The sequence below is a fragment of the Pseudomonas sp. P97.38 genome (assembly GCF_001269745.1).
In the GTDB taxonomy this organism is placed as follows: Bacteria; Pseudomonadota; Gammaproteobacteria; order Pseudomonadales; family Pseudomonadaceae; genus Aquipseudomonas; species Aquipseudomonas chlororaphis_E.
The window spans coordinates 186,362-199,564 of record NZ_LHVJ01000012.1; the positions used below are offsets into that span (position 1 = coordinate 186,362).

Sequence of the window (13,203 nt, forward strand, 5' to 3'; positions counted from 1 at the left end):
TCAGCAGGAACCAGGGCGTACAGACACCTTGGTGATAAGACGGTTTTTGGAGTATAGATGTGCAAACTTCTAATAAGAACGCACATAAAAACCGGTCCATCATGCAAAAAAACCTCACCTCCCTGGGCTCGCTGAACTGGGACGACCTCAAGTTTTTCCTCGAAGTGGCCCGCACCCGCAAGGCCAGCACCGCAGCCAAGCGCCTGGCCGTCGACTACACCACGGTGTCGCGACGCATCAGTTCGCTGGAGGCATCTTTAGGCACGCTGCTGTTCGAGAAATCCCGGACCAACGGTTTTGTCCTGACCGCCGAAGGCCAGCGCCTGCTGGGTTACGCCGAATCGATCGAAAGCACCCTGCACATGGCGTGCGAGCAGGTGTCCGGCTCTGGCGTCGCGCTGTCCGGCCACGTGCGCATGGGCTGCACCGAAGGTTTCGGCAGTTTCTTCATCACCCCGCAACTGAGCCATTTTGTCGACGCCTACCCGGCCATCTCGGTGGACATCCTGCCGCTGCCGCACTTCATCAGCCTCTCCAAGCGCGAAGCCGACATCGTCATCGCCCTCGAACGCCCGGAACACGGCCCGTATGTGTGCTGCAAACTCTGCGACTACCGGCTCCAGCTCTATGCCACCCAGCCCTACCTCGACAACCACCCGCCCATCCAGCGCCCGGCCGACTTGAGCAGGCATTCGTTCATCAGCTACGTGGATGACCTGGCCTTCAGCTCCGAACTGCTCTACCTGGCGAACGTACTCCCCGGCGCCAACGCCCACCTGCGCAGCACCAGCGTGATCGCCCAGTTCGTGGCCGCGCAACAAGGCCGTTCACTGGCGATCCTGCCGTGCTTCCTCGCCGCCCAGGACTCGCGCCTTTTGCCGGTGCTGCCGGACGAGATCACCGTCACCCGGCAGTTCTGGATGTACTGCCGGGAGGATCTGCGCAAGCTCAAGCGGATCACGTTGTTGTGGGATTACATCCGCGAGGTGACGGAGCGCAATCAGGCGTTGTTGATGGGCGAGAACCGGGAGATGGTGTTCGCCGATTAATCGGCGATGACCACGATGGCGACGCGACGGTTCTCGGTGCGCCCGCTGGCCGTGTCGTTGGAGGCGACCGGCTTGCTGCTGCCGAGGCCGCGCAGTTGGATGTTTTCCTCGCGCATGCCGACACTGGCCAGCACCGTGCCGACGCTGCTGGCCCGGCGCTTCGACAGTTGTTCGTTGTAGGCTTGCGAGCCCGATGCATCGGTATGGCCATCCACCCGTACCCGCGCAATACCGGCGCCCAACAGTGCCTTGCCGATGCGCTCGACGATTTCGGTGCTGGCCGGGTTGAGCTTTTCCACGTCGCTGCCGAACAGCACCTTGCCCGACAGGCCAAAGGCCCAGCCTTCGTCAGTCAGTTCGAACCCCTGTTGCTTGAGGACGGCAACCTGGGCCGGGCTCAAGCCTTTCTGCGGTGCGGTCTGGCAGCCGGTCAGGGCCAGGACGGCGATCAACACGAACGCGGCGAACCGCCGCAAGGGAAGTTGAAAAAGTACACGCACGAATCAGCTCCTGGTTTGAAAGTCAGTGACAGGGTGCTCCGCCCCCGCCATGTGTTGCCCACCTCGGGCGAGGCGTTTGGCCTGGTACATCGCCGCATCGGCGGCATGAAGCAGTGCGCCGGGGGTGGCGCCATGATCGGGGTAAACGGCAATGCCGACACTGAGGGAGGTCAGGACCGACGCATCTCCGGGTAATTGAATCGGCAGTTCCATGCAGGCGATGATCTTTTCGGCAATTCGCTCGGCGTCCTCGGCGTCGTGCAGGGGCGCCAGCAACACGGCGAATTCGTCGCCGCCCAGGCGCGCCACCAGGTCATCCTCACGCAACTGCGCCCGAACGCGGGTCGCCACCGCCGTCAGCACCGCGTCACCGGCGGCGTGGCCGAAATTGTCATTGATGCCCTTGAACCGGTCGCTGTCCAGGTACAGCACCGCCAACTGCTCGTCGAGTTTGCTGGCGTTGCGCAAGGCGCGGATCAGCCGGCCTTCGAAGAACGCCCGGTTGGGCAACCCGGTCAGGCTGTCGTGGCTGGCCTGGTGGGCCAGGGTTTCGTTCTCGCTTTGCAGATGGGTCTGCCAGGACTCCAACTCGTCGAGCAACGCATTGAAGTCGTTGCCCAGGTTGTCCAGCTCGGCGATGGCGGCCGGCGGCACACGTCGGTCCATGGCCCGCTCGCTGCGCGCCGCGTGCGCCACTTCGGCGAGACTGCGCAGGGGCCCGGTGATCGCCCGCAACTGGCGCCGCGCCAGGTACAGCGCCACCCCGGCACTCACCGCCGTACAGACGATAATTCCCGCCAGGCCGCTGAGCAAAAAACGCAACAGGCTGCCACCATGCCCCGCCAACTGGATCCTGCCGATGTTCTGCCCCTGATGGACGATCGGCAGGCTGATGGGTTTTTCAAGAAACGCCTTGGCGATGTGCATTTCCAGTTCAGACAACAATCCGGTGTCCGGTCGTTGCCAGCGCGCCAGCAGGCGACCGTGCTCATTGAAGACCTGGGCTTCGGCCACTTCTTCGGTGGTGGCAATCAGCGCCAGCGCCTCGGTGGCCGCGGCCGAGTCATCGAACACCACCGCCGCCTCCACGGTGTAGTTGATCGAGCGGGCGATCAGGTGCAGGTTGTGATCGGCGTAGACCCGCAGCGCAAGCACCCCAAGCAGTGTCAGGGAGACGCTGGCCATGGCCACGGCCACCAGCGCGACGATCAAATGACCGCGACCGATGACCGAGCCAAGGGTCGGGCGGATGCGTGTCGGGGCCGGACTCATGGGCTTGCCGGCCGGCGGCGGGACAACTGCAGGACACTCGGATGGATGCGCACGCCGCTGCGCGCCACCGAGTCGAGATTGACCTCGAACGAGACTTGATCATCGCCGACCCTCAGGCAGAACAGGCTACCAACCGTGCACTGGTCACCGCCTTCGCTGATGCTCAGCACGGGTTTATCGATCAACGAGGCGAACAGCCGCGAGCGCTCATCGTCGGTCAGCTGACCGATGTAGAGGGCGTTGCAATCGGTGGCGATGCGAGGGCTGTCGGCCAGCAAGCGCTGCACGATCACTGGCCGGCCGGTGGCCTGGGTAGTGCCGTTGATCAGGTCGTCGGTGTACTGAGTCGGCCCGACGATGCACAACGCCAATTGCGTGGGCTCCACAGGCCAACGGGCGTAGCTGAGGATGCCAAGGACCACCTGCGTCACGGATTCGGCCCGCAGCTCGGCCTTGCTCGGCGACACTTGTTCCTCGGCCATCACGACAGGCGGCAACAGGCACAGGAGGCTGGCGAGCACGTAATGCCTCCAGCTTCCGTAGCGCATTGCCTCCCGAACAGCCAAAACCATGGCAAGTCTCTATCCGATACAGTAAATGTCGGAACGATAGCACAGTGCCAAAAACCCAGCGAGAAGCCGTTCTACAGTGACTTGCGACACAAAAGCGTCAAAACAACGTCAGATCCCTTGCACACTGAAAGCAGATCAGTCCGTCTCTCGCTCCAGTTCCAGCATCAAACCACTCAAACGCTTGACCTTGCGTCGCACCGCCTCCTCGAATACCCCCGCACGCGGTTCGATCAGGCTGAACCACTGCTTGGCCCGGGTAATGGCGGTGTACACCAGTTCCTTGGTCAAGACCGGGTTCAGCGCATCCGGGAGGATCAGCGCGGTGTGGGTGAACTCCGAGCCCTGTGACTTGTGTACGGTCATGGCGTATACGGTTTCCACATCGTTCAGGCGACTGGGCAACACGAAGCGCACGCCCCCCTCGCCGTCGTTGCGCAGGAAGGCCACCCGCAAGACCTGCTTGCCGGCATCGGGCCCGGCACGCTCGGGCAATTTGAGGGCGATTCCGATATCACCGTTCATCAACCCCAAGCCATAGTCATTGCGGGTCATCAACACCGGGCGTCCTTCATACCACTGGTGATCGCTCTCGATCAGGCGAGCCTTGAGCAACGCGGCGGTGACCCGCTGGTTCAAGCCGTCGACGCCCCATGGGCCCTTGCGCACGGCGCAGAGCAACTGGAAGGCGTCGAACGCCGACAGGACGTCCCGGGCCCAATCGGCCCAGCAACTGTCCGCAAGCGGGCGATCCGGGGCCGGGCGACGCTCGCGCAACACGTTCAGGTAATGCCGATAGCCCTGTGGCCCGCCGGCATGGCCTTCGAGCGCCAGACGCTCGAGCTTGCCATCGTGCTCACCCGTCAACGCCAGGGAAAACAGGTCGGCATACTGGCCGCCCACCAATGACTGACGAGCTTTTTCAGGCTGCTGCTGATTGACCTGGCGAGCCATCTGGCCGATCCCGCTGCCTTCGCCGAAACGCCGTGAATGCCTGAGCATGACCACTTGCTGCGCCAGGGGATGAGAACCGTCCAGGTCCTGCTGCAAGTCGCTGGCCGCAAGATTTTCGCCGCTGACCGATTCAAGCCAGGCGCGGGTCCGGGGGCTGTACCAGCCGTCCTCGGCGTCCCGGCACAGATCCCCCAGCACGGCCCCTGCTTCAACCGAGGCCAACTGATCCTTGTCCCCCAGCAACACCAATCGCGCATGGGGCGGCAGCGCATCCAGCAAGTTGGCCATCATCTCCAGGTCGATCATGGATGCTTCATCGACCACCAGCAGGTCCAGCGGCAGCCGGTTACCGCCATGGTGACGGAAATGCCGGGTGCCGGGACGGCTGCCCAGCAAACGGTGGACCGTGGTCACATCGCAGGGAATGCGCTCGCGTACCGCGTCAGCCACGTCCAGGGTGCGGACCTGCTGGCTGATGGACTCGGTCAGGCGTGCCGCGGCCTTGCCGGTCGGGGCGGCCAGGCGGATCCGCAGCGGCTTCCCCGCCTCGACGGCCGGTGCCTGCAACAAGGCCAGCAAGCGCACGACCGTGGTGGTCTTGCCCGTGCCGGGCCCTCCCGTCACGATGCTGAAGGCACCGCGGGTCGCCAGGGCACAGGCCAGTTTCTGCCAATCGATCGGGCCCGCCGCATGGGCCGGCCCAAACAGCCCGTCCAGACGCTCGCGCAGGTCGTCGGGCGCGGCTTCCTGCTCAGCGAGCCGTTGCCGCAATGCCTCGTCGATACGGCGCTCGTAGCTCCAGTAGCGGCGCAGGTAAAGCCGTTTGCCGGACAACACCAACGGCCGTTGCCGGGCTTCTTCATGCTCAGCGACCGCCAGGGCAACCAGTCGGCTGGCCGCCAACACCTTGCACCAATGAGCACCGTCCAGCGTGCGCAGTAGCTGCGAGGGCAGCAGCATGGCCCCGGCCTGCGCATCGCCCTCGGGAGGCAGCGACAGTGCGAAGTCCGGTTCCTTGAGGGTTTCAAACAGGTCCAGGCAAACGTGCCCGTGGCCCAATTGATGACTGGTGAGGGCGGCGGCGAGCAGGACCAGCGGATCGTCATCCGGCGCCAATTCATGGAGGAACGCGACGAAGGCCTTGTCCAGGGCGCGCAACCAGCCTCGCTCGACCCAGCGCGTCAGCAGCAACAGCAGATCATCAGCCCGGCTCAAAGGGGCCAGGTCGACCAGGCGCTCGTCGTCGGCCGGCGTGGGTAGCAGGTCGGCAAAGGAACGGTTCATAGCAATTCTCCCTGTACCCACGCGGGCTCGGCCTTGGGTTCGGGGGCGCCCTGGAACAGGCGGTCGAGTTGTTCGATCAAGGCCCGTGGCGGCCTGGTGAAATACACGCCACGGCTGGCCGAGCGGGTCCCGCGTAGGAAAAGGTACAGCGCGCCACCGACGTGCCGGTCATAGTCATAGTCGGGCAACCGCGCCTTGAGCTGTCGGTGCAGGGCCAACAGGTACAGCACGTATTGCAGGTCATAGCGGTTATCCAGGATCGATTGCTCCATGGCCTGTGCGGTGTAGGCCGTGTCATCGCCCCCCAGCCAGTTGGACTTGTAATCGGCCACGTAATACCGACCACCGTGCTCGAACGTCAAATCGATGAAGCCCTTGAACATGCCGTTGAGCAACACCGGTTCCGCCGCGACGCGAGCGACGCCGCCATGGGTGAATCGGCAGACCAACTGGTCGAGCTTTTGCACATCGACCTTGTGGCTGGCGAACCAGAACTCCATCTCCACCTGGAACTGGGCCAAGTGTTCGAGCACCACCGGCGCCTGGCCGTCGCCGACAGGCAAAGGCGTCTTGACCACGTGTTGCAGCCAATCGCCCAGCGTGGCGATCCAGCTCTTCCAGCCTCGACGATTGCAGCGTCGGGCCACCGCATCCTCGATAACCGCAGGCGCAGGAGAAAAGCCCTCTCCGGCCACCCACTCCAGCAGGCCGTGAAGGAAAGTGCCCGGGTTGGGACCCCGAGGAAAGCGGTGGATATCGCCGCCCACGGCGTTGGCCTCTCTGGGGGCTTGCGGGTCCAGACGCTCATCGTCGAACAGTTTCTGGGCCTGCGGATTTTCTGGCGCGGCATCGCTGCCTTCGCTCATCACTTCGCCAATGCGCAACGCGCTGTAGGAGGCGATCCACCAATGCTCGCTGGCTTTGCGCACGGGCACCAGGGGTTCGAGCAACACCGCCTCGTTGCGGGGCGGGTGATAGCGCTCGTCGGTGGCCTGGGGCATTTCCTGGCAACTGACTGCATCGCTGCCTTGTTGCAGGTCCTCCAGCCAGCGCCTCAACCCGACCGATTCGGCCAGCGGGCTGCCACCGCCCAACAGATAGCCCAGCGCAGAGAGGTGCAGGATCGAGCGGCTGTTGCTGCCCCGCTTGAGATCGGCGACGCCCAGCCAGCAGGCATGTTGCGCCCGCGTGAGCGCGACGTAGAGAAGCCGCAGGTCCTCGGCCAACCGCTCGTCATCGGCCTTGGCAATCAACTCGGCCGTAGGCTGGAGACTGATCTGCTCCCTGCCGGCCTCGTCGTGGTAATGCAACGGCAATCGACTGCCATCCACCGGTTTCGTCGAGCAGATGAAAGGCAGGAAGACCAACGGATATTCGAGGCCCTTGGACTTGTGGATCGTGACCACCTTGACCAGTTGTTCATCGCTTTCCAGCCGCAGGATCTGTTCTTCCCCGGCCTGCCCGGACAACGCCAGGTGTTCGGATAAATGCCGGATCAGGGCCTGTTCGCCATCCAGTTCGCCAGCCGCCTGCTGCAACAGCTCGCTCAGATGCAACAGGTTCGTCAGCACTCGCTCCCCATCGCTGCGCGCCATCAGCGCCTGGGGCAACTCAAAATCATGCAGCAGGCGCCGCAACATCGGCAGTACACCCTGGGTACGCCAGACGGTGCGATAGCCACGGAATTGCATGACCCGGGCTTCCCAGGCCAACTCGTCCTGGTTGAGGCGCTCCAGTTCGGTCAACGGCAGGTTCAACGTGATGCTGGCCAGCGCTGCCCGCAGCGGTCGTTCCACATCCGGCTCGGCGCAGGCCCTGAGCCAGGTCAGCAGGTCCCGTGCTTCCTGCGAAGCGAAGACCGAGTCCTTGTCCGACAGATAGACACTGCGCACACCCCGGGCGGACAACTGGTCTCGCACGGCCTGTGCTTCCTTGCCGTCGCGCACCAGGATGGCGATGTCCGCCGGGCGCAATCCGCGAAGGGTCTCGTCATCGCCCTTGAAGCCGTCGCGCCCCGCCTGGCCGCCGTTGAGCAACGCGGTGATCTGGCTGGCGCAGGCAGCCGCCATGTGCTGCCGGTACACCGCACCGGAAACCGGTTGATCCGAAGGCAACTGCCAGACGTTCAAGGCGGCGACAGTGTGTCCGGCGATCTGCAAGGACTCCTTGCGGCCCTGGGACTCGACGGCCAGGAATGGTACCGGGTTCTCGCCCGAGCGCTCACGAAACAGAAAAGCCCCGCGGCCCTCCCGCCGAGCTTCGGCATTCAGGAAAATGTGGTTGACCGCGCCCACCATGGCATGACTGGAGCGGAAGTTCGTGCCCAACGTATGCAACCGGCCAGCGGTGGCCTCGCGAGCACGCAGGTAGGTGTAGATGTCGGCCCCGCGAAAGGCATAGATCGCCTGTTTCGGATCGCCGATCAGGAACAGCCCGGTTTCAGGGTTGTTCTCTTCGATGCGATAGATGCTCTCGAAGATCCGGTACTGAACCGGATCGGTGTCTTGGAATTCGTCGATCAGCGCCACCGGAAACTGCTCGCGAATCAGACTCGCCAGGCGCTCACCGCCGTCGGCCTGCAACGCTGCATCGAGACGCAGCAGCATGTCGTCGAAGCCCATCTCTGCCCGACGACGCTTCTCGGACTCGAAGCGCGCACCGACCCATTGCGCAGCATGTTGCAGCACGGCGGCATCGGGTGTGGGCAATGCGTCGAGACTGGCTTTGAGGCCGGCCATGGCATCCAGTCCGGGGTGGCTGGGCACTTCGCCCTTCCAGGCTTCAGCCATCCCCTCGGGCGTCAGCCGGGTGAAGCCACTGCCAATGTCCAACAGCTCGAGGCTTTCGTCGTCGACCCAGGCCGTGATCTTCTGAAACCATGGTTCGAAATAACGCGCCTGCATCTTGCGCCCATCGACGCTCTTGCTGGCGACGCCCTGCTGGCAGATCTGTAGCAACTCCACGGCCCATTGACGCCAGGGCGCCTTGAGATCAAGCAAGGCGGCACTGCGCTCCTGCAAGGACGCGGCGATGAGTTCGGCCGGTTCGGTCCCATCACCGTTATCCCGTTCGCTGGAAAACAACCCTCGCACACGTGGCAGCAGCGCAGCCGGGCTTCCCCAGTGGCTACGCACCCAATTCAATGCATCGCCCTGCATCGAGTAGCAGAACAACCGCCAATAATCGCGCAGCACCTCGCCGAGCAATTCGCTGTGATCGGTTTCCAGGGTCTGGGTAAATAGACTGCCACTGTCGAACGCATGCTCTCGCAACATCCGCTGGCACCAACTATGGATAGTCGAGACGGCCGCTTCATCCATCCACTGCGCGGCAATGTCCAACCGGTTCGCGCAGCCCGGCCATTGCCCGGCGTCGAACTCATCGCGCAGTTCGGCGATCAACGTGTCCGGCGCGGAAATTTCGTCACGAAAGAAACGCGCCGCTTCGGCAAGACGGGTACGGATCCGTTCGCGCAACTCCTTGGTGGCCGCGTCGGTAAAGGTCACCACCAGGATCTGCGGCGGAAGCAGCTCGCGGCCGAACCCGCAGGCAGGGCCACCGTGCCCGAGCACCAGGCGCAGGTACAGCGCCGAGATGGTAAAGGTCTTGCCGGTACCGGCGCTGGCTTCGATCAGTTGGCTGCCACGTAGCGGAAACGCCAGGGCCAGCGGTGTTTGCCGACTCATGGACGCACCTGCTCGCCGGCCGATGAAACCCATGGCGCCTGGAGCAATGGCAGGTAAAGCGCGTCGCACCAATCGGGAAAGGTTTCGTCGGCCATCAGCGCATCAAAGTCCGGGAACTGGCGAGCCAGGGCTGGGCTTTCCCGTCGCTCGCCTTCAGAGGTCTGCCCGTCGCCTTCATAGGCTTTTCGCGCAGCCGCTTCAGCCTTGGGCACCTCGCTCTGGCCAAGCCAGGCAAAGGCCGTCTTCACTGCAATGGGCAGCGGCTGGCGCATACCGGCCTGCCAGGCTTGCAACAGGTCGCCCAACAGCCGTTGCGCCACAGGCGCCTCGAAAGGATCCAGCAACAAGCTGTCATCACTGGCCACCAACGCTGTCGTCAGCGACAGGCCATTGGCACAGGCCACAAGATGGTTGACCCACGGACGTATCAGGCGATGCCATTTACGCGTCTTGGAGGCGCCAATGCCGTTGGGTATCGCCGTGATCGCGAGGACCGCGCCGTCGCCTCGCTGATGCAGGCCGCTGAGCCACCCTTCGACGCTCACACCTTGCGACTGCACACTGACCTGCACGGCGCTGGTCAGCGGCGTGGGCCATAGCGCCAGGAGTTGTTGGTAACGCTGGAGCAGGTCCGGCAAGGGCTCGATCAACTCGCGCTGCATGCACTCACCGAAGCCGGCCATCGGCAACAGGCCGCTGTTCTGAAGACGCCTGGCGTGAGCGCTCAGGGCAAGATCCGGTTGGTCCAGGCGCATCAGCGCGGCCTCCAGCAAGCTGTCGCTCAGGCTGTAGCGTTGCAGGGCGTCGAGCACGAAGGGTTCGTCGTCGGCCAGGGGGGCTTCGATGGCCTCGAAGAATACTTTCAGCCGCTGGCTGAAGAAATGCCGGACCGGATTGCGCAGGAAATCCTGCAGTTGGCCGAGGCCCAAGGGCTCTTCCTGGATGTAGGGCTCCAACACCTGGGGCTTGCCGGTGTGGTCCGGGGCATCGTGAAGCATTCGCCATTCGCTGGCATAGCTGAACAGCGCATCACCACGATGAAAATATCGCGCACTGAACGGTTGCAGAGGGTGTTCCTGCGTCAGCGCATCAAGAAGCGCCTCACGGCCATCGGCCAATCGCCACCCGCTGGCCAGATGATCACGCAACTGGCCGATCAGTACCGAGGCGGGGCGCTCGCTGTTGTCACGGATGCTGCGGCCCACCCAGCTGATGTACAGTTTTTCCCGAGCCGAAAGCAGCGCCTCCAGCAGCAGGTAACGATCATCCTCACGTCGGGAGCGATCGCCGGGGCGATAGTCGCTGCCCATGAGATCGAAATCCAAGGGGGGCTGGGCGCGCGGGTAGTCACCATCGTTCATGCCCAACAGGCACACCAGCTTGAAGGGAATCGCCCGCATCGGCATCAAGGTACAGAAATTGACCGCGCCGGCCAGAAAGCGTTGGGACAGTCGGCCTTGATCCAGCCCGGCCAGCCAGGCTTCACGTACGACCGTCAGCGGCATTTCGTCCAGCAGGCCAACCGACTCACAGGTTTCCAGCCAGGTTTCACGCAAGTCTTCGAGTTGGGCCAGCAGGTAGTCGTCATGTTCGTTGCTCGCCTGGAAAAACAGCTGCAGGAGATCGTGCAGGCGCGCTCCCCATTCCTGTGGAGACGCCGGCTGGGTGAGTGCCTGATGAGCGACCTCCAGTGCGTCCAGTAAAGCCACAAGCGGACCGATCAAGGCTGCGTCCAGGCCGCCAATCTCATCGTAGGGCTCGATGCCTTCGTAAGCATCCGAGCGACCGACGGCGTACCCCAGCAACATCCGGCGCAGCCCGAATCGCCAGCTATTCTGCTCAAGCTCTGCTGGCAAACCCAACCCGGCGCGATGCTCGGCGTTCATCCCCCAGCGAATACCGGCCCCTTCGATCCAAAGGTGCAACGTCGGCAGGTCGGCCTCATCGATACCGAACCGTTCACGCAAAGCCGGGACGTCGAGCAAATCGAGGATTTCGCTGACGGGAAAACGACTGTCAGGCAGCTTGAGCAAATGTTCCACGGCGATCAGCAGCGGATCGCGTCCGCGCTGCCCCTGATCCGTCAGCGTGAAGGGAATGAAGCGAGGATCCGTTCGGTCCAGTTGGCCGAACACCGCGCGAATGTGCGGCGCGTAGCTGTCGATGTCAGGAACCATGACGATGATGTCCCGGGGACGCAGGGTCGGATCCGCGCTGAAATGAGCCAGCAACTGATCATGGAGAATCTCGACTTCGCGCTGGGCACTGTGGGCAACATGAAAGCGGATCGAAGCATCTTGCGTCGTATCGACAGCCGGCCAGTGTTCGCGGGTTTCGTTGAGGGGGCGCAGCTCGAGGATGTCATCCTGCAACTGGCCAAGCAGCGTCGTGGGATTCGCTTCACTGAACAGGTCGATACGCCCGTCGCGAAATACCGAGCGATAGCTGTTGGGATCGTCGTAGCTGTCGAGCAGGTTGATATAGTCACGCCCCTGCTTGCCCCAGGCAGCCAGGAGCGGGTGGGCGTGCTGATGCAAGGTTTGCGGATCGAGGGCGACGGGCATGCCGCTCTTGCGGGCCTGACGCTTGTATTGATGCCGCAGCAGGTCCTTGTCGGCCACGATGTCCGCCCAGTGGTGGCGGCACGGGTTGTGGACACACAGCAAGACCTGGCTGAACCGGGAAAGCCCGGCGAGCGCCTCGAGCGCCTGGGCGGGCAACGACGAAATGCCGAAGACGATGACCCGCGCCGGCAGACCGTGGGGCGCCGTCTCCAGGCTGTTGATGCGTTCAATGTAGCGCTGGTGAACGCCGGCCCGGCTCTGCGCCATACCGGCCTCCCCCACGTCTACCAACAAGGCCCGCCACAGTTCGGCCTGCCAGCAATTTTCCGGTGCAAGGGGTTTGATTTCCCCTCGCACGTTTCGCGTCTGGTGTCGACCGTCAGCCCAGTCTTCCAGCCAGTCGGCGCGGTATACCTGGTATTGGTCGAACAGGTCGGCAAGGCGTTCGGACAATTGATAGCGCTTGCGCAGATCGGTGTCGTGGGTAAGGAAACGTCGCAACGGTTCGAAATGGGGTTGTTCGATCAATTGCGGCAACAAGCGCATCAGGCGCCAGGTTAACGGTGACTTGTCGAGCAGGGATTTGGCCGGAATCTCGTCACGCCCCAGGACGGTTCGATAGAGCTGCCACATGAAGCTGCCGGGCAGTTGCACATCAATGGCAGCGGCGATACCGCAACCACCCGTATCGTCGTCCTCCGGGTCCTCAGCCAGTGCCAGCTTGAGCCATTGGGCAATGCCGTTGCTCTGTACCAGGGCTATTTCATTTTCAAGTGGAGCCAGCGGATAACGCCGCATCAGGCTGATCACCAGGCTGCGCAATTCATCCAGGCGATTCCCGTGAACCACCATGAACGCTGGACTGAGGGACGTTGCGTCCGGCATGAAAGGCTTCCTTGAAAAGGCAAAAAGCTAGGGCAGAACCTTAGCACTGTCGGGGGGCTGTGACAGCCGCCCGCTTTCCGAGCTTGTTGTCAGAGTTTTCCTGCGGGCAAAACAAAACCCCAACTGCTTTCGCAGTTGGGGTTTCGGAATTTAATCTTGACGATGACCTACTCTCACATGGGGAAACCCCACACTACCATCGGCGATGCATCGTTTCACTTCTGAGTTCGGGATGGGATCAGGTGGTTCCAATGCTCTATGGTCGTCAAGAAATTCTTGAGCCAGCGCGCTTTTCAGCGTTCCAGCAAATCGGGTATGTGATCGGGTGTGAGCCGCAAACTTTCGGTTCGTTTCGTCTTCACCACACCGCAATCTGGCTTTCTAAGCGCAAATTGCTTGGGTGTTATATGGTCAAGCCTCACGGGCAATTAGTACAGGTT

General features: G+C 62.9%; 7 protein-coding genes and 1 rRNA gene. 1 reads left to right on the top strand and 7 read right to left on the bottom strand.

Annotation, left to right across the window (positions count from 1 at the left end; translation table 11 throughout):
- Positions 1-101: 101 nt before the first annotated feature.
- Positions 102-1,049: a LysR family transcriptional regulator gene (locus tag AD664_RS07825; RefSeq protein ID WP_053145717.1), complete on the top strand. Its 948-nt coding sequence runs from the start codon at positions 102-104 to the stop codon at positions 1,047-1,049.
- Here the strand turns inward: AD664_RS07825 and AD664_RS07830 are convergent.
- The 7 genes from AD664_RS07830 to rrf all read right to left on the bottom strand — a co-directional run bounded on the left by AD664_RS07830 (position 1,046) and on the right by rrf (position 13,033).
- On the bottom strand, positions 1,046-1,549 hold the full coding sequence (locus AD664_RS07830; protein WP_053145719.1) for an OmpA family protein: 504 nt from the start codon (positions 1,547-1,549) through the stop codon (positions 1,046-1,048). The genes AD664_RS07825 and AD664_RS07830 overlap by 4 nt on opposite strands.
- 3 nt (positions 1,550-1,552) lie before the next feature.
- Positions 1,553-2,821, bottom strand: coding sequence for a diguanylate cyclase domain-containing protein (locus AD664_RS07835; RefSeq protein ID WP_047738444.1), 1,269 nt, complete (start codon positions 2,819-2,821; stop codon positions 1,553-1,555).
- Positions 2,818-3,393, bottom strand: coding sequence for a YfiR family protein (locus tag AD664_RS07840; RefSeq protein ID WP_053145721.1), 576 nt, complete (start codon positions 3,391-3,393; stop codon positions 2,818-2,820). The genes AD664_RS07835 and AD664_RS07840 overlap by 4 nt, the downstream gene beginning before the upstream one ends.
- 135 nt (positions 3,394-3,528) lie before the next feature.
- The gene (gene recD / locus AD664_RS07845) at positions 3,529-5,628 is read right to left on the bottom strand and encodes an exodeoxyribonuclease V subunit alpha (protein WP_053145723.1); all 2,100 of its coding nucleotides are present in this window, start codon (positions 5,626-5,628) and stop codon (positions 3,529-3,531) included.
- Entirely contained in the window at positions 5,625-9,314 is a 3,690-nt protein-coding gene (gene recB, locus AD664_RS07850) for an exodeoxyribonuclease V subunit beta (protein WP_053145725.1), read from the bottom strand. The genes recD and recB overlap by 4 nt, the downstream gene beginning before the upstream one ends.
- Positions 9,311-12,763 (bottom strand): exodeoxyribonuclease V subunit gamma, encoded by a 3,453-nt coding sequence (gene recC / locus AD664_RS07855; RefSeq protein ID WP_053145727.1) that lies wholly within the window; start codon positions 12,761-12,763, stop codon positions 9,311-9,313. The genes recB and recC overlap by 4 nt, the downstream gene beginning before the upstream one ends.
- 154 nt (positions 12,764-12,917) lie before the next feature.
- A 5S ribosomal RNA gene (gene rrf, locus AD664_RS07860) occupies positions 12,918-13,033 on the bottom strand.
- Between the last annotated feature and the right edge of the window lie 170 nt (positions 13,034-13,203).

Excerpts from the sequence above, each read along its gene's own strand:
- recC (WP_053145727.1), bottom strand. The coding sequence starts at position 12,763 with ATGCCGGACGCAACGTCCCTCAGTCCAGCGTTCATGGTGGTTCACGGG.
- AD664_RS07840 (WP_053145721.1), bottom strand. The coding sequence starts at position 3,393 with ATGGTTTTGGCTGTTCGGGAGGCAATGCGCTACGGAAGCTGGAGGCAT.
- recD (WP_053145723.1), bottom strand. The coding sequence starts at position 5,628 with ATGAACCGTTCCTTTGCCGACCTGCTACCCACGCCGGCCGACGACGAG.
- AD664_RS07835 (WP_047738444.1), bottom strand. The coding sequence starts at position 2,821 with ATGAGTCCGGCCCCGACACGCATCCGCCCGACCCTTGGCTCGGTCATC.
- recB (WP_053145725.1), bottom strand. The coding sequence starts at position 9,314 with ATGAGTCGGCAAACACCGCTGGCCCTGGCGTTTCCGCTACGTGGCAGC.
- AD664_RS07825 (WP_053145717.1), top strand. The coding sequence starts at position 102 with ATGCAAAAAAACCTCACCTCCCTGGGCTCGCTGAACTGGGACGACCTC.